The 17,013-nt window shown below is 71.5% G+C and carries 16 protein-coding genes; 1 reads left to right on the forward strand and 15 read right to left on the reverse strand.

The annotated features are described in order from the left end of the window. Nucleotides 1–6: 6 nt before the first annotated feature. The 11 genes from AB3M81_RS10215 to thrS form a co-directional block, all read right to left on the reverse strand. Nucleotides 7–1,452, reverse strand: coding sequence for a signal peptidase I (locus tag AB3M81_RS10215; protein ID WP_412903802.1), 1,446 nt, complete (start codon nt 1,450–1,452; stop codon nt 7–9). Next, complete coding sequence (locus AB3M81_RS10220; protein ID WP_412903803.1) at nt 1,449–2,129, reverse strand: SipW-dependent-type signal peptide-containing protein; 681 nt, start codon at nt 2,127–2,129, stop codon at nt 1,449–1,451. Before AB3M81_RS10220 ends, AB3M81_RS10215 begins: the two co-directional genes overlap by 4 nt. A gap of 57 nt (nt 2,130–2,186) precedes the next feature. Further along, nucleotides 2,187–3,197, reverse strand: coding sequence for a signal peptidase I (locus AB3M81_RS10225; RefSeq protein WP_412903804.1), 1,011 nt, complete (start codon nt 3,195–3,197; stop codon nt 2,187–2,189). A gap of 8 nt (nt 3,198–3,205) precedes the next feature. Beyond that, entirely contained in the window at nt 3,206–3,850 is a 645-nt protein-coding gene (locus AB3M81_RS10230; protein WP_412903805.1) for a SipW-dependent-type signal peptide-containing protein, read from the reverse strand. Beyond that, nucleotides 3,843–4,634 (reverse strand): hypothetical protein, encoded by a 792-nt coding sequence (locus tag AB3M81_RS10235; protein ID WP_412903806.1) that lies wholly within the window; start codon nt 4,632–4,634, stop codon nt 3,843–3,845. Before AB3M81_RS10235 ends, AB3M81_RS10230 begins: the two co-directional genes overlap by 8 nt. Continuing rightward, nucleotides 4,631–5,206: a signal peptidase I gene (locus AB3M81_RS10240; RefSeq protein ID WP_412903807.1), complete on the reverse strand. Its 576-nt coding sequence runs from the start codon at nt 5,204–5,206 to the stop codon at nt 4,631–4,633. The genes AB3M81_RS10235 and AB3M81_RS10240 overlap by 4 nt, the downstream gene beginning before the upstream one ends. Before the next feature lie 44 nt (nt 5,207–5,250). Next, the gene (locus AB3M81_RS10245) at nt 5,251–5,772 is read right to left on the reverse strand and encodes an alternate-type signal peptide domain-containing protein (RefSeq protein ID WP_412903808.1); all 522 of its coding nucleotides are present in this window, start codon (nt 5,770–5,772) and stop codon (nt 5,251–5,253) included. Nucleotides 5,773–5,999: 227 nt separating this feature from the next. Beyond that, entirely contained in the window at nt 6,000–6,911 is a 912-nt protein-coding gene (gene pdxS, locus AB3M81_RS10250; protein ID WP_412903809.1) for a pyridoxal 5'-phosphate synthase lyase subunit PdxS, read from the reverse strand. Nucleotides 6,912–6,982: 71 nt separating this feature from the next. Next, complete coding sequence (gene pgsA / locus AB3M81_RS10255; protein ID WP_412903810.1) at nt 6,983–7,588, reverse strand: phosphatidylinositol phosphate synthase; 606 nt, start codon at nt 7,586–7,588, stop codon at nt 6,983–6,985. Further along, complete coding sequence (locus tag AB3M81_RS10260; protein ID WP_412903811.1) at nt 7,588–8,091, reverse strand: HIT family protein; 504 nt, start codon at nt 8,089–8,091, stop codon at nt 7,588–7,590. The genes pgsA and AB3M81_RS10260 overlap by 1 nt, the downstream gene beginning before the upstream one ends. Beyond that, a complete protein-coding gene (thrS, locus tag AB3M81_RS10265) occupies nt 8,091–10,061 on the reverse strand; it encodes a threonine--tRNA ligase (protein WP_412903812.1) in 1,971 nt (656 codons plus the stop codon). Before thrS ends, AB3M81_RS10260 begins: the two co-directional genes overlap by 1 nt. A 202-nt stretch (nt 10,062–10,263) precedes the next feature. Between thrS and AB3M81_RS10270 the strand changes: the two genes are divergently transcribed. After that, nucleotides 10,264–10,950, forward strand: coding sequence for a hypothetical protein (locus AB3M81_RS10270; RefSeq protein ID WP_412903813.1), 687 nt, complete (start codon nt 10,264–10,266; stop codon nt 10,948–10,950). 21 nt (nt 10,951–10,971) lie between these two features. Here AB3M81_RS10270 and AB3M81_RS10275 read toward each other — a convergent pair whose 3' ends face one another. Genes AB3M81_RS10275 through AB3M81_RS10290 form a run of 4 tightly spaced genes read right to left on the reverse strand, consistent with a single transcriptional unit; the run spans nt 10,972 to nt 16,977 of the window. Next, complete coding sequence (locus AB3M81_RS10275; RefSeq protein WP_412903814.1) at nt 10,972–12,267, reverse strand: PucR family transcriptional regulator; 1,296 nt, start codon at nt 12,265–12,267, stop codon at nt 10,972–10,974. Further along, the gene (locus AB3M81_RS10280) at nt 12,264–13,697 is read right to left on the reverse strand and encodes a phytoene desaturase family protein (protein WP_412903815.1); all 1,434 of its coding nucleotides are present in this window, start codon (nt 13,695–13,697) and stop codon (nt 12,264–12,266) included. Before AB3M81_RS10280 ends, AB3M81_RS10275 begins: the two co-directional genes overlap by 4 nt. Then, nucleotides 13,694–15,490, reverse strand: a complete 1,797-nt coding sequence (locus AB3M81_RS10285; protein WP_412903816.1) for a DUF3556 domain-containing protein — start codon at nt 15,488–15,490, stop codon at nt 13,694–13,696. Before AB3M81_RS10285 ends, AB3M81_RS10280 begins: the two co-directional genes overlap by 4 nt. A 23-nt stretch (nt 15,491–15,513) precedes the next feature. Continuing rightward, nucleotides 15,514–16,977: a class I adenylate-forming enzyme family protein gene (locus AB3M81_RS10290; protein WP_412903817.1), complete on the reverse strand. Its 1,464-nt coding sequence runs from the start codon at nt 16,975–16,977 to the stop codon at nt 15,514–15,516. Between the last annotated feature and the right edge of the window lie 36 nt (nt 16,978–17,013).

Raw genomic sequence — 17,013 nt, forward strand, 5'->3', positions numbered from 1 at the left:
CCGGCGTCACCGCACGGTGAACCGGATGACGCGCTCGCTGACGATGCGGTCCGGCGAGTTGTCCGTGACGCGCAGGTACAGCGTGTACTCGCCCGACTGGCTGAAGGTCGTGCCCGGTCCCCCGCTGCCGAGCGGGACGTGCCACGTGACGGGCTGGGTGCTCGTGTTCGGCGAGGCGGGCGACGTGGTGGCGGGACGGAACGAGCCGCAGCTGGACAGGTAGAAGCCCGGACCGAACAGTGCGTCGGGGTTCCAGCACTGCGTGCCGAGCCAGTTGACGCGCTGGAGCCGGTACTCGACCGTGCGGATGCCGTCCGCGTCCGTCGCCGTGCCGCACGGGGCGCGGCGCAGGCCGCACTGCGCGGCGACGATGCCGTCCACGAGCTCGGTCGACAGGTACGTGATCCCGTCCTGCGGGGACGTGAACGCGATCGTCGGGGCGAGGTTCACGTTGCCGCACCGCACGGTGCTGGAGTCCGTGACGGTGATGTCCGCCGCGCGCGTCGCGGAGGACAGCCACGGCGTGGTGGCCGCGCCCTTGAGCTCGGAGCGCCCGGCGAGCCGGTACAGGCCGGTGTCGCCCGCACCGATCCCGAGCATCGCCCGGGTCACGCGGGTCTCCACGACGGAGTCGACCGCACCGGTGGGCGTCACCCTCAGGAAGGGCGTGGACGGTGTCGCGGCGCCGGATCGCGCCACGAACCAGACCTGGTGGTAGCGCGGCGACGCGACGAGCGTGCGCAGCGTGATCGACCTGTCCGCGTTGTCGGTGCAGACCGGGCTCCCCCAGTCGAAGATGCGCACCTGGTGGGCCTGGATCGTCCCGGCCTCGAACGTGGCCTGGTCCGTGAAGTAGGCCTCCGTGGTGGGCACCGGTCGCACGCTCGCCGCCGCCAGGCCGAGTACGGCGACCGCCGCCGCGGCCCGGCCGGCGGTGGAGGGGCCGCTGCCGCTGCCGCCGCCACGCCGCCACAGGCTCGCGAGCACGAGCGCCACGACGATGCCGCTGAGGAACATGGCCCACGGGCTCGCCATCCAGCTTGCGAGGTGGCCCAGCCACGGCACGTCGAGGAAGACGCGGTCGACCTCCTCGGCGACGTAGGGGCGCGCGTCCGGCTCGCGGTTCGTGTCGCCCTTGAGGGTCAGGCTCACCGAGCCGCCGCCCGCCGGCTCGGCCTCCACGACACGGTGGGTGACCCGCACGCCGTTCGCGTCGGTGACCGACACGACGTCGCCGACGGACACGGCGGTCGCGTCGACGGTCCGCGCGAGGCCCAGGGACCCGGCGGGGATCTCCGGTCCCATCGAGCCGGAGCGGAAGATGAGCGGCTGCACGCCCGCCACGACCGTGGCCAGCGCGAGCAGCAGCGACACGGTCCCGAGCGCCGCCGTGACCCACAGGGCGACGTCGCCGGCGGCTGCGAGGCGACGCCGCAGGGCAGGCGCGCTCACGGGGCACCCGCCTGCTTGGCCCGGAACACGACGCGGATCTCGGTCTCGGTGCCCTGCGCGGACCCGGGGGCGCCTGCCGCCAGCCCGGCGAGCATGCACACGCGGATCTGGGCGCCCGGCCCGAGCGAGACGGGAGCGTCGCCGGGGGTGACGGGGACCGGGGTCGTCGACAGGACGTGGCCGGTCCACCACGGCGTCCCGGCGGTGCAGCTGCCGGCCCGGTCGACGGCCTCGCGCGTCCCGGTGTTCCGCGCCTCGCCGCCCAGCACGGTCGAGGCGGTCAGGTGCGGGTTCATCAGCATCGTGGTGGACATGCCCGTCGCCGTGAACGTCAGCGGCGCCGATCCCGCGTTGCGCAGGAAGAGGTCCATCGCGACCGACTCACCGGGCGCGACGTTGTCGAGCTCCTTGACGGAGTAACCCCACAGCTCGCTCGCGCCGACCGCCTGCCACGCGACCCGGCCGGTCTCGGGGTCGAGACCGCCGATCTGCAGGTCGAGGCTGCCCGAGGTGATCGTGCCGGTGCTCAGCGAGGCGGAGTCGGACCAGTACGCCACCGTCCCGATCGCACCGAAGCCCAGGACGAGGCCCAGCGACAGCAGGAGGCGGCCGGGAACGGTCCGCACCATCTGCCACACCCGCCTCACCGGCGAGTGGCGCTCCCCCGAGAAGGCCATACCGCAGATGGTAGATCGGCGGCGCCCCGGGCGCGCTCGGGGAGCGCCGGCGTGGGATCAGGCGACGCCGCAGTACACGCGGTACGAGAACTCGAACAGGCCGCGCGTCTCGTAGAGCTTCACGGTGGCCGTCGTCGACGTCCACGTGGGCGTGCCCTTGAGCCGGCTCGACACCCGCGCGGTGTACTGGACCGCCCCCGCGCCGAAGAACGTCCAGTCGGTGAAGTTGCGCGCGACGCCGAGCGTCTGGATCGCGCCGGCGGCGCCCGTGCCCGTGACGGTCCCGCCCCGGCTGGGCTCGACCGCGCCCGAGCTGTCCTGCACGAGGGTCACGACGTAGTCGTAGCGCGGGTCGCGGTGCGCCCACGACAGGTTCACCGAGCCGCCGCTCGTGCCGACGTTCTGGCACGAGACGCTGGCCGGCGGCAGGACCGAGGCCGACCCGATGGCGTCGCCCAGCACGGCCGAGTCCGAGAAGGCCGCCGAGGTCGGCTGCACCGCCGTGACCCCGCCCGCGAGCGCGACCGCCGCGATGCCGACGCCGGCCGCCAGCACGCGGCCGCCGGACTCGCCCGGACCGGACCCGCGATCGTCCCCGCCACCGCGCTGGCCGAAGGCGATGAACAGCGCCGCCGCGGCCAGCAGGCCGCCGACGAACATGCCCACGGACGAGCTCACGGCCTGGACGACGTAGCCGGCCTTCGGCACGTCGAAGCTGACGCGCTCGACGGAGGTCACGTCGTACGGCTCGGTGTCGGGCTCGCTGTTGGCGTCGCCCTTCAGGGTCAGCACGGCGCCGTCGGCCGTCGGGTCGGTCCGCACCACACGGTGCGTGATCCGGACGCCCTTCGCGTTCAGCACGCTGACGACGTCCCCGACCTCGACCTCGGACGCGTCGACTTTGCGCGAGAACGCGAGGTCGCCCGCCTTGATCTCGGGTGACATCGAGCCGGTCGTGAACACCAGCGGCGTCAGCCCGAACGCGAACATGACCACGGTCCACACGATCGACAGCAGGCCCAGCACGGCCCCCGTCCACAGGACGGTCTCGCGGATCCGGCTCCTCATGGCGTGCCTCAGCTCAGCTGCGTGGCGTTGAACGTGAAGTTCACCGAGGCCGTCCTGCCCTGGGCGCCGTTGTCCGTCGCGCCGGGCAGGATCGCCTGGACGCACAGGTTGTCCGTCAGGTCGGTGGACTGCAGCGCCAGCGGCGTGGCCAGGGCCGTGCGGCCGGTGAACAGGCTCGTGGCGGCGGTGGTCAGCTTGGCGCCGTCCGCGCCGCCGAAGACCTGCGTGCCGGTGCACGCCTGCGTGCGGATGCCGTTGGCGTTCACGGCCTGCGCGGCGGCGGTGCCGGCGAAGACCTTGAAGCGCAGCGCCTCGGTCAGCTCGTTGCCCGACGCGACCGCGGCCGACGCCGAGTAGGTGAAGGCGATCGTGTTGGCGGCGCGCTGGACCGCGACGGTCGCCGCGACGCTCTCGCCCGGCACCATCGCCGAGATGGCGAGCTTGCCGGACGCGGGCTGGCTGTCCTGGCCGTCGAGCTTGAGGTCGAGGCGCGCGGTCTGGATCGTGCCGCTCGCCATCGTGGACGAGTCGGTCCAGAACGCCAGCGTGCTGACGCTGGTCAGGCCGAGCACGATGCCCAGGCTCAGCACCGCACGCGTCCGCGTCGACTTCACGGACGCGACGAGGCGCGAGAACAGGGTGGGCTCACTCATCGGAGGTCTTTCCTTCCTCGGGTCGGCGGCGGGCGACGAGCGCCATCCACAGACCGGTGATCAGGGCGCCGGCGCCCAGCGGGACGAGCCACGCGGGCTGGTCGGCGCCCGTGCCCGGCAGCCAGCCGTCGCGCGTGCCGGCCACGTCGGTGTCCTCGATCGCGATCGCGGCGGCATCGTCCGTGGCGGGGTCCTGCGGGTCGCTCGCGCCGTCGCCGTCGCCGGCTCCGGGGTCGGCGGGCGCGGCGGTCGGCGTGGGCGTCGGCCGCGGGCTCGGCGGGACGACCGGCCCCTGGTAGGTCAGGCGGGTGCGCAGGTCGAACGCGAACGCGAGCCGCTGCGTGGCGTTGGCGGCCGTGTCGTGCAGGGTCGCGCGGATCTGGATGTTCATCCTCTCGCCCGCCGCGAGCGGCCGCGGAGCGGTCCACGCCGAGCGGACCGGCTGCCACGTGTCGCCCTCGCCGGCGCGGACCCGGACCTCGAAGTCCTTCGAGGACAGCAGGGACTGCACCTGCGGCAGCAGGGTGATGCGGAACTCGGTGGAGTCGCTCGAGCGGTTCATCGCCCAGAAGCCCGCCGTCACGCTGTCCCCGGGGACCCACCGCGCGTCGGGATCGAACAGCGGCGACCCGAGCGACGTCGTCCAGGGCCCCTCCTCGTGGAGGCTGAGGCCGAGGTTGCTGCCCGGGGTCGTGGGATCGGCCGCGAGGGCCGGGGCGGGGACGGCGGCGAGCAGCACGAGGACGGCGAGGGCGCGCACGGCGGCGACGAGGACCTTGGTCATGCGTCACCCGCCGTCCGGACGCGGCGACGCGCGAGGTCGCGCAGGCTGCCGGCGAACATGCTCACGGCGTACAGGCCGAGTCCGCCGGCGACGGCGTACACGGCCGCGTTGCGCTGGTCCTGGTCGACGGCGGTGCTCGCCCAACCGAGCTTGGGCACGGCGTACCAGAGGGCGCCGCGCACCTGGACGGGCTTGACGGGCTCGAGGTCGGCGGCGTCGTTCGCGTCGCCCTGCGTGATGAACTCGGGCTCGCCGTTCGCGGCGTAGCTGACACCGACCACCCGGTGGGTGACGACGGTCGGCTCACCCGAGCGGAGCTGGTACGTGATGACCGTGCCGACGCCGATCGCACTCGCGTCGACGGGCTTGACCACGACGAGCGTGCCCGGGGCGTACTTGGGCTGCATCGAGCCGGTGAGGATCGTGTAGGGCGTCGCCCCGCCGATCCGGGGGATGAGGACCGCGACCGCGATGACGAAGACGGCCACGAGGATGACGGCCCAGGCCAGGGCCTGGCCCACCCACCGCAGCGCCGGGCGGCGCGTGCGGTCAGCGGGGGCGATCGCCGTCATCCTCGTGAGCCTCTCTGTTCGATGGTCGATGGGTCCTCAGCGGGTCACTGCGCGGTCTGCGTCAGGGTGACCTTGACGGCCGAGAGGTTGACCGTCTTGTTCTGCGACGTGTTGTCGGCGGTGCTGCCGAAGGGGAAGTCGAGCTTGATCTCGGCGGCGACGTCCTTGCCGTTCTGGGCCGAGGTGATCGGCGTGGCGCCGGTGACGGTGGTGCCGTCGAGCTTGAACGTCGACGTCAGCGTCGAGCCCGAGAACGCCGTGCCGGTGCCGCCCGTGACGCCGAGGCTGCCCTTGAGGTTGTTGCCGGACGCGCCGATCGTGTACGAGCCGGTGTAGACCAGCGTGTCGCCGGGGACGACCTTGACGCTCGAGATGGACGAGGTCACGTCCGTGCCGTTCAGCTTCCAGGTGCCGCTGTCCTTCGCGGTCAGCTTCAGCTCGCCGGACGTGATGCTGCCACCGGCGATGTCGCCCTCCGCGTTCCAGTACGCGAGCGAGCCGGCACCACCGAGGAGGAGGGCGGCGGCGGCGCTGGCGGCGATGGCGCCCTTGGTGGACTTGTTCATGTTCTGCTCCTTCGTGATTCCCGATCGACCATCGATCAGTTGCTACATCCATATAACGACGGATTGAGCGACCTGTGATGCCAAATCGCGAAGGAATCTTGAATTCATGACGCACGTCACGACCGATCCGTGACTGAAGTCCTAGTTCTTTGGAACCATGCCCATGACACGAAAGGGCGCCTCCGGTCGAAACCGGAGGCGCCCTGGCGCTGAGGTGTGTTAGTGACTCACCAGCCGCGAGTCTCGAGCCGGTGCGGCTCGGGGATCTCGTCGACGTTGATGCCGACCATGGCCTCGCCAAGGCCGCGCGAGACCTTGGCGATGACGTCGGGGTCGTCGAAGAACGTCGTGGCCTTGACGATCGCGGCGGCGCGCTCGGCCGGGTTGCCGGACTTGAAGATGCCCGAGCCGACGAAGACGCCCTCGGCGCCCAGCTGCATCATCATCGCGGCGTCCGCGGGGGTCGCGATGCCGCCGGCGGTGAACAGCACGACGGGAAGCTTGCCGGCGCGGGCGACCTCGGCGACGAGCTCGTACGGCGCCTGCAGCTCCTTCGCCGCGACGTACAGCTCGTCCTCGGGCAGCGACTGGAGGCGGCGGATCTCGGCGCGGATCTTGCGCATGTGGCCCGTGGCGTTGGAGACGTCGCCCGTGCCGGCCTCGCCCTTGGAGCGGATCATGGCCGCGCCCTCGGTGATGCGGCGCAGCGCCTCGCCCAGGTTGGTGGCACCGCACACGAACGGGACGGTGAACGCCCACTTGTCGATGTGGTTCTCGTAGTCCGACGGGGTCAGCACCTCGGACTCGTCGACGTAGTCGACGCCCAGGCTCTGCAGGACCTGCGCCTCGACGAAGTGGCCGATGCGGGCCTTGGCCATGACGGGGATCGAGACGGCCTCGATGATGCCGTCGATCAGGTCGGGGTCGCTCATGCGCGCGACGCCGCCCTGGGCGCGGATGTCGGCGGGGACCCGCTCGAGCGCCATGACGGCGACGGCGCCGGCGTCCTCGGCGATCTTGGCCTGTTCCGCGTTGACGACGTCCATGATGACGCCGCCCTTCAGCATCTCGGCCATGCCGCGCTTGACGCGTGCGCTGCCGGTCGTTCCCGGCTCGGTGGTGGTGTTCTCGGTGCTCACCCCGCAAGTCTACGAGGCGCCGTCACCCGTCCCGTCACTGTCCATGCGCACGAGACGGGCGCGGCCTCGGCTCAGGCCGCCTCGGCCTGGCGCTTCACCATCGCCATGCGCTGGGCGACGGTCACCAGGCTGGCGAACGCCAGGAGCCACAGCGTCGCCTCGCGCAGGATCGGCAGGTCGAACAGCCCCGACAGGCCGGTCATGACCAGGATCGACACGAGCCGGTCCGAGCGCTCGGCGATGCCGCCCTTGGCCTCCATGCCGAGCGACTCGGCGCGGGCGCGGGCGTACGACGTCAGGCTGCCCAGCACGAGGCAGGCCAGCGAGAGGCACAGGTAGGTCGGCGAGTCGCCCTCCCACGCGTACCAGAGCGCGAGGCCGCCGAAGACGGCCGCGTCGCCGACCCGGTCGAGCGTCGAGTCCAGGAACGCGCCGTACCGCGACGAGCGGCCCAGCTTGCGGGCCATCGTGCCGTCGACGATGTCGCTGAACACGAACGCCGTGATGAACAGCGTCCCCCAGAAGAAGATCCCCTGCGGGAAGAAGAACAGCGCACCGAACGACACGCCGATCGTGCCGACCCACGTCACCATGTCGGGCGAGACGCCCATCTTGATCAGGCCGTCGGCGACGGGCGAGAACAGCCTGTTCCAGAACGCGCGGAACCGCTCCAGCATCAGGCCACCTTCTCCCAGACCGACCGCAGCAGGTGGGCCGACTCCTCGATCGTCTGCGGCAGGGTCTTGGTGCGCCCCACCACCGTCATGAAGTTCGCGTCGCCGCCCCAGCGCGGCACCACGTGCTGGTGCAGGTGCGCCGAGATCGAGCCGCCCGCCGCCGAGCCCAGGTTGAGCCCGACGTTGAAGCCGTGCGGCGTGCTGATCTCGCGCGTGGCGCGGATGGCCTGCTGCGTCAGCGCCGTGAGCTCGGCGGACTCCCCCGGCGTCAGCTCGGTCAGGTCCGAGACGTGCCGGTGCGGCAGCACCATGAGGTGCCCCGGGTTGTACGGGAACAGGTTCATCGCCACGAAGCAGTGGTCCGCGCGCACGACGAGCAGCTCGTCCCCACGCTCGCCGCGCACCATGGCGCAGAACGGGCAGCCCTCGCTGGTGCCCGCCTCGCGCACGTAGGCCATGCGGTACGGCGCCCAGAGGCGCTCGAGGCCGTCGGGATCGGTCATCAGACCTGCACCCGGTCGCGCACCGCCGTCACGATCTTGTCGATCGCGTCGTCGAGGGACACGCCGTTCTCCTGCTCGCCGTTGCGGTAGCGGAACGACACCGCGTTGGCCTCGACGTCCTTGTCGCCCACGAGCACCATGAACGGCACCTTCTGGGTCTGCGCGTTGCGGATCTTCTTCTGCATGCGCTCGTCGGAGTCGTCCACCTCGAAGCGGATGCCCTCGGCGCGCAGCCGGACGGCGAGCCGCTCGAGGTACTCCACGTGGCGCTCGGCCACCGGGATCCCGACGGCCTGCACCGGGGCGAGCCACGGAGGGAAGGCGCCGGCGTAGTGCTCCACCAGGACGCCCATGAACCGCTCGATCGAGCCGAACTTCGCCGAGTGGATCATGACGGGCTGCTGGCGCGTGCCGTCGGCGGCGACGTACTCGAGGTTGAACCGGTCCGGCGACGGCTGGTTGAAGTCGTACTGGACCGTGCCCATCTGCCACGTGCGGCCGATCGCGTCGCGCGCCTGCACCGAGATCTTCGGACCGTAGTAGGCCGCGCCGCCCGGGTCGGGCACGAGCTCGAGGCCGGTCGCGGTGGCGACCTCCTCGAGGACCTTGGTCGCGGTCTCCCAGTCCTCGTCCGAGCCGATGAACTTGTCCTTCGAGGCGTCGCGCGTGGACAGCTCGAGGTAGTAGTCGTCCATGCCGAAGTCGTCGAGCAGGCTCAGCATGAAGTTCAGCAGGTGCGCGACCTCGGCGGGCGCCTGCTCGGGCGTGACGTAGGAGTGCGAGTCGTCCTGGGCGAACCCGCGCACGCGGGTGAGGCCGTGGATGACGCCGGACTTCTCGTTGCGGTACACGTGCCCGAACTCGAACAGGCGCAGCGGCAGCTCGCGGTACGAGCGCTGGCGCGACCGGAAGATCAGGTTGTGCATCGGGCAGTTCATCGCCTTGAGGCGGTAGTCGCCGCCGTCGACCTCGAGTGCGGGGAACATGCCCTCGCCGTAGTACGGCAGGTGGCCCGACGTGTGGAACAGGCCCTCCTTGGCGATGTGCGGCGTGCCGACGTACTCGAAGCCCTCCTCGATGTGCCGGCGTCGGACGTAGTCCTCCATCTCGCGCTTGATGACGCCGCCCTTGGGGTGGAAGACGGGCAGGCCGGAGCCGATCTCGTCGGGGAAGCTGTAGAGGTCCAGCTCGGTGCCCAGGCGGCGGTGGTCGCGGCGCTGGGCCTCCTCGATGCGGTGCAGGTGCGCCTCGAGGTCCTCCTTGGTCGCCCAGGCGGTGCCGTAGATGCGCTGCAGCTGCTTGTTCTTCTCGTCGCCGCGCCAGTAGGCGGCGGCGGAGCGCATGAGCTTGAACGCGGGGATCCGCTTGGTGGTGGGCAGGTGCGGCCCGCGGCACAGGTCCTTCCACGCCAGCGAGCCGTCGCGCTTGAGGTTGTCGTAGATGCTCAGGCCGCCCTCGCCTACCTCGACGCTCGCGCCCTCGGCGGCGTCCCCGGCGGTGGACTTGAGGCCGATCAGCTCGAGCTTGTACGGCTCGTCGGCCAGCTCGGCGCGGGCCTCGTCGTCGCTGATCTCGCGGCGGGAGAACTTCTGGCCCTCCTTGACGATCTTCCTCATCCGCGACTCGATCCTGTCGAGGTCCTCGGGGGTGAAGGGCGTCTCGACGTCGAAGTCGTAGTAGAAGCCGTCGGTGATCGGCGGGCCGATGCCGAGCTTGGCGTCGGGGAAGATCTCCTGGACGGCCTGCGCCATGACGTGCGCCGTCGAGTGGCGCAGGATGTCGAGGCCGTCGGGCGAGGTCATCTCGACCGGCTCGACCTCGTCGCCCTCGACGAGCTCGCGCGACAGGTCGACCAGCGTCCCGCCGACACGGGCGGCGATCACCTGCGGGTCGTCCGCGAACAGCTGCCACGCCCGGGTTCCGGGCTCGACCTCCTGCTGCGCTCCGGCGACGGTGACGGTCAGACTCATGTGAACCCCTCTGCGACGTGGCGACCCCTACGGCTGGGCAGCGCTCTTGGGCTCACACTACCGAGGTCCGTCGCTCGGCCCCGCCTGCCCCGCGCACTCCGACGAGGCGCTCGCGCTCGGCTGATCCTGTCGTTCCGGCCCGGCGCGGGCCTCTGCCGGACTACGATCAGGAGGCTTTGCCCTCTTCTCCGAAAGAACTCGCATGCGTCGCACCCTCCTCGGCCTCCTGGCCGCCGTCCTGATCGCCTCCGGCTCCACGCTCGTCGCCACGCCCGCCCAGGCGGCGACCAAGCCGGTCACGATCAAGAAGCTCTCCACCCAGTGGATCGGCTGGGACGGCGCCGCCGTCGTCAAGCCCAACGTCAAGAAGGCCAAGAAGGTCAAGATCGTCCGCAAGGCGATGACCGTCCAGCAGGGCTCGCGCGTCGTCCGCCGCAACAAGACGGCCGTCAAGCTCCGCCCCGGCACGTACCGCCTGACCACGAAGGTCACCTACAAGCACAAGGGCAAGAAGCGCACCGCCGTCGCGCGCCAGAAGCTCGTCGTCCGCCAGGGTCGCTGCGCCACGCGCGCCGACTACGCCGCCATCAAGGTCAGCATGACCGCCGGCGCCGGCGACGCGGTCGCCACCGTCGCCCGGACCGTCCACAACTCCGGCTTCCTGGCCAGCGACATGCTCGGCGAGATGACCCTGGGCGAGTGGCGTGACGTCATCGCCGACATCGATCCCGAGGCCGCGGCCGCCTTCCAGGAGATGATCAACCTGTACGGCGAGGACGCCGTCATGGACATCGGCTCGTACACGATCTGCCAGAACAAGAGGAAGACCGTCGACGTGCTGTACATCGACGGCCACGCGATCGACAAGGCCATCGAGGACGCGGTCTGATCCGTCCGTCCGGGCCGGTGCTCAGCGCCGGCCCGGACGGGGCGCGGCCAGGAGGTCGTCGCCCAGCAGACGGCACGCCAGCAGCGCCAGCTCGAGGTCGACGCGCCGCTCCCCCAGCCGCTCGTCGAGCTCGGCGCCGATGCGCTCGATCCGGTACTTGACCGTGTTGCGGTGCACCTGCAGCGCCTCGGCGGTGGCCTGGAAGTTGCGGTCGTGGTCCAGCCACGTGCCCAGCGTCTCGCGCGCCCGGGCGGCCGCCGGGGACACCGCCCCGAGCGGACCCAGCACGTCGCGCACCCAGCGCTGCAGCGCTCCGGGCTGCCGCAGCAGCATCGAGATCAGCGCGATCCCGCGGTCCCCGAAGGCCGTCACCTGGCCGATGCGGTCGCCGGCCTCGAGCGCGAGCTCGAACGTGTCCCGCGCCTGCGCGTGCGTCCGGCGGAAGCCCTCGATGCCGAACTCGGGCAGGCCCACCGCGGCGCCCAGCTCGGGGAACTTGGCCAGGACGTCGGCCACCTCGCGGTCGATCGGCTCGGCGCTCGCGCCGCGACCGATCCACAGCCACGCCGTCGTGCGGTCGATCGCCGAGAACAGCGGCGGCGTGCCGGCGCCCACGCGCGACTCCAGCTCGCGGCTGATGCGCTCCATCGCGACGAGCGCGTCCGTGATGCCGTCCTGGTCGCGCGACCACAGCACGAGCCCGACGTGGTGCTGGTCGAACCGGTATCCCGTCTCGGCCTCGAGGTCGTGCTCGGAGGAGTCGTCACCGCGCAGCAGCCCCTGCAGCATCGCCGACGCGACGTTGCCCGACGTGGTGGCCCACCGCCCGCGCTCGTCCTCGTAGCGGTCGAGCAGGTGCAGGCAGATCCAGTCGATGTACTGGTAGACGGCGTCCGCGATGGCCCGCACGGCGCGCAGCGTGGGGACGCGGCCGGCGTCGATCCGCTCGGCCTCGTCCAGCACGACCGTCATGAGGAACTCCTGCCCGAGCTGGTAGGCCCGGACGAGGGAGTACGAGGGCACGCCACGCTGGGCGAGCCGCAGGGCGTACTCGACCGCCGCGGTGGGCGCCTGGATGCGGTCCACCGGGATCGCGTTGATGAGCAGGTGGACGATCGTGTTGATGTTGCTGTCGACGCTCGCGTCGAGCAGGTCGATGAGCGGCTGGTCGAGGTCGAGGTCGCTGATCGAGCGGATCTTGTCGGTGAGCACGCGCGTCAGGTGGGGCTGCTCCTCGGACAGCCGCTGGCCCAGCGCGGCGACGAGCCGGCGCACGTCCGCGGCGTCGACTCCCTCCGCCGCGGCCTGCTCGCTCATGCGCCGATGGTCCCGACGATCCCCGCGTGACGCAAGGCCCTTCGCGCAGCGAGGTGACCGCACATCCCGTGCGCGCCCGCGCCCGGGGGCGTGGCCGCCGAGCACAGGTACGTCCCCGGCACCCCCGTCGAGTACGGGTCCAGGCCGATGCGCGGCCGGAAGATCAGCTGGCGAGGCGTGTTGGCGCCGGTGACGATGTCGCCGCCCACGTAGTTCTCGTTGTCGCGGACGATCTGCTCGGTCGAGCGCACGGACATGCCGACGATCCGGTCGCGCACGCCCGGCGCGAAGCGCTCGATCTGGCGCAGGATCGCCTCGGTCGCGTCGCCGGTGAAGCCCTGCGGCACGTGCGCGTACGCGTCGATCGGGTGGACGTCCCCGGCGCGCCGGCCGGGATCGGCCTGGGACTGCTGGCCCAGCAGGACGTAGGGCCGCTCGGGCATCCGGCCGTGCCAGATCTGCCGCTCGGCCGAGGCGATCTCGCGCATCGAGCCGCCCAGGTGGACGGTGCCGGCGTGGCGGGTCGGCTCGTGCTGCCACGGGACGCCGCCCTCGACCGCGAGCGCGATCTGGAACGCGCCGGGCCCGAAGCGGTAGCGGCGGTAGGCGGCCGCGACGCGCGACGGCAGGGCGTCGCCGAGGATGTCGACCGCGCTCCCGGGGGTCGTGTCGAGCATGACGATGTCGGCGCCGCCGAGCTGCTCGCGGCTCGTCACCCGGACGCCCGTCGTGACGGTTCCGCCGAGGGCCTCGAGCCGCCGCACGAGGACGTCGGTGATCGCGCCCGTGCCACCCTGCGCGACCGGCCAGCCGTAGCGGTGCGCGGCCGTGCCCAGCGCGACGCCGATGGCCGCGGAGACCGGGCTGCCGAGTGGGCGGAACGCGTGCGCCGCGACACCCGCGAACAGCGCCGAGGCCTCCTCCGAGCGGAGCATCCGACCGAGCCAGGTGGCCGGCAGCAGGCTCGCCATGCCGAAGCCCGCGAGCGCGAACGGGTGCCGCGGCACGTGCAGCATCGGCTGGAGGAACTCGTTCGCGATGCGGTCGAACCGGTCGGTCAGCGCACCGAAGACGCGCCGGTAGGTGGCGCCCGACTCGCCCAGCCCGGCGGCGGTCCGGTCGACGTCGCGCCACACCGCGGCCCCGCGGCCCCCGTCGAGCGGGTGCGCGTACTGGACCTCTGGCCAGCGCCACGTCAGGCCGTCGGCCGTCAGGTCGAAGCGCCGGCTGAACGCCGTGTCGACGGCCAGCGGGTGGAAGCCCGAGCACTCGTCGTGGAGCACGCCCTCGACCGTGTAGTGGCCGCTGCGGGCTCCACCGCCGACCTGGTCGGCCGCCTCCAGCACCTCCACCTCGACGCCGGCCTGCGCGAGGGTGAGGGCGGCAGCGAGCCCGTTGGGGCCGCTGCCGACCACCACCGCTCTCGTCACGTCGCCACCCTCTCCTCACCCGACAGGTCGCCCGCCGGACGGTACCCCGGACGCTGCCACGTAATCGTGTGCCGGATCGGTCCGTTGGGGATCCACGGCTGCTCACTGACAGCATCGCGCACGTCGTACCACCCGCGCTCGACGACGCCCAGGGCCGCGTCGATGACCTTGTACTGCACCTGCGTGCGGTGGATGGGCTGCGACTCGGTGAACGTCGTGACCCACTCCCCCGGCTCGAAGTGGCATCGCTCCTGCACCGCCGCGATCGTGCGCTCGTCGAACAGGTGACCGTCGCCGAACTGCCAGCCCAGCAGGACCGTGCAGACGACCTCGCCCTCGCGCAGGCGGTAGTTCTCGAGCCGGTCCAGGTGGCGCTGCATGAGCGACAGCTGGGCACGGCCGTGGCTGTGCATGCTGCGGAAGGCGACGCACTTCTGCAGGAAGATCTCGGCGACGTCGTAGCCGTACAGCGCGGCCAGCTGCTCGCGCTGGATCCGCATCCCCTTCACCAGGCCCGTGTCGAGCTTGTCCTCGGCGCCGTTCATCCGGAACGCCATCGTCGCGGAGGCCCAGTTGCCGGCGTACTGGCGCATCGAGATGAGGAACGAGACCCACTCGGGCTTGAGGTTGCCCAGGATCGGGCCCGTCAGGAAGCCGACGAGCGCGGCGACCAGCAGCCACGGGCTGGAGAAGTCGCCCAGGCCGTAGCCGTCGCCGGCCATGAAGCCGCCGAACAGGAACGGCGTGACGAAGATGAAGAAGATGTTCCACTCCAGCGGGACCGCGAGCGGGTACGTGGAGTAGATGAACAGGTGGAACGCCATCATGCCCGCGATCGCGAGCCACGTGATCGTCCCGTTCGTGGAGAACAGCAGCACCAGCGGCAGGACCAGCTCGACGACGGTGCCGCCGACGTGGGCCCACGTGAACGCCATCCTCGTCGGCATGAGGTCCTCGCCGTCGACGTCGCGGTAGAGCGTGCGCTTGAACCGCCTCGACGTGAGCCACGGCGTGTTGCTCATCATCGCCTGCACGACGAACGTCAGGTGGTGGCCGAACTTCGAGACGCCCGCGCCGAGCCAGATCGTGACCATCGCGATCTTCGCGACCAGCACCATGTCCACGTGCGACGCGAGCGTCGCGAACGCCAGCAGGCACAGCGCGTACTGCTCGGGCCGCGACGCCAGGAACACGACCTTGTCCCGGAAGGCCATGACCACCAGGCCGGCGAAGTACGCGATGAGCGGCCACGAGGCGATCAGTCCGGCCTCGGAGTAGGCCGCCTCGCTCTGCCGGCCGGGCAGCACCAGGGCGATCGCCAGCAGCACCACGAGGGCGACGTACAGCGCGACGTCGAAGGCCGTGCGGGCCGCTCCCCCGGTGCCCGGGATCCGGTCGCCGTACGGCGGGCACCGGAGCGTGCCGACCCGCGTCCAGTACTTCCAGCCTCCGGTGAACGGACCGAACTTGAACGACAGCGGCCCCCACGAGGCCGCGTGTCCCGTGATCTCCCACAGGACGATCCAGACCATGAGCTTCTGGTAGACGATCAGCTCGCCCCACCAGCCGCCGAGGTCGAACAGGCCCAGGCCGGGCGTCGTCAGGCCGACGACCAGCCAGCCCCCGGCGATGAAGGCGACCGTCTTGACCAGGTAGAGCACGTGCATCTGCTTGGGGCCGCCGAAGCCGTAGTCGGCCCAGTGCAGGGCCAGCACCCGCATCCGGTCCATGACCGGCATCTGCTCGAACCGCTCCGGGTCGACCGGAGGCATGTCCGCCGTCGTGAATCCCATGTGTCTCGACCTCTCTCGATGTGTCAGGCGCTGCGCACGAGCCGGCGCAGGGTGGGCTTGTCGATCTTTCCGACCGGGTTCTTCGGCAGCGCCTCGACGATGTCGACGGCGGCCGGGACCTTGACGCGGGTCAGCTCGCGGCGGCAGTGCTCGAGCACGTCCTCCTGCGTCAGCACCGCGCCGGGGTAGGCGACGACGAACGCGACCGGGACCTCGCCGAGCACGTCGTCGTGGCGCCCGACGACGGCGACCTCGAGCACGCCCTCGATGCGGGCGATCGCGTTCTCGATCTCCTTGGGATACAGGTTCTCGCCGCCGCGGATGATCATGTCCTTGATCCGGTCGACTAGCTGCAGGTAGCCGTCCTCGTCCAGGCGCCCCACGTCGCCCGTGTGCAGCCAGCCGTCGACGACCGTCTCGGCGGTGGCCTCGGGCCGGTTGAGGTAGCCGCGCATGACCGTGGGCCCGCTGATGAGCACCTCGCCGATCTCACCCGGCGGCAGGTGCTCGCCATCGGGTCCGCCGATCGCGATGCGCTGGCCCGGCAGGGCGGGTCCGACGGTGCCGAGCTTGCGCACCGCGTCCGGACCGACGGGGTTGCACGCGGAGGCGCACGTGCCCTCGGTGAGCCCGTAGCCCTCGACCATGACGAAGCCGAAGCGCCGCTCGCACGCCGAGAGCAGCTCGCGCGAGACCGGTGCCGCGCCGCACACCACGAACCGCAGGGACGAGGTGTCCGGACGGACGTCCTCCGGGAGCGCCGCCAGCAGCGCATAGATCGTGGGCACGGCCGAGAAGTAGGTCGGCCGGATCCGCTCGACCTCGCCGAAGAAGGTCTGCGGGCTGAAGCGCCCGACGATCGTGAGCCGTCCGCCGACGCGCAACGGGGCGAGCAGGGACACCATGACGGCGTTGACGTGGAACAGCGGCAGAATCAGCAGGCAGTGGTCCCGGGCCGTGAGCTCCATGTGGCGCGCCATCGTGCCCGACATCGCCTCGACGTTCGCGTGGTCGAGCATGACGCCCTTCGGGCGTCCGGTGGAGCCGCTCGTGTAGACGAGCAGCGCGAGGTCGTCCGGGCGGACCTCGACCGGGGCGGCGCCCGTGGGAAGGGCCGTGGCGAGGGAGTCCACGGGGATGGGGCGGGCGCCGCCGGTCGGGGCGTCGTCGCTCTCGACGACGATGAGGCGGGCCCCGGAGTCGCCCACCTGGTGCGCGGCCTCCACCTCGGTGAACGCCGGGTTCACGGGCGTGGCCGTGCCGCCGAGTCGCCATGCTGCGAACAGGCAGACCACGAGCTCCACGCGGTTCGTCAGCATGACCGCCAGCACGTCGCCGCGCCCGAATCCCTCCTGCGCGAGGCGGCCGGCGACGGCGTCCGCGCGCTCGTCTAGCTCGGCGAAGGTCAGCGAGGTGCGGTCGTCCGCGACGGCCGGGGCGTCGCCGTACCGGGCCGCCAGGATGTCGCTCAGGTACGCCAGGGTCATGCCCGCCGCCTTCCGCTCAAGAATGTGATGTGGCAC

Source organism: Aeromicrobium jepli (assembly GCF_047246605.1).
In the GTDB taxonomy this organism is placed as follows: Bacteria; Actinomycetota; Actinomycetes; order Propionibacteriales; family Nocardioidaceae; genus Aeromicrobium.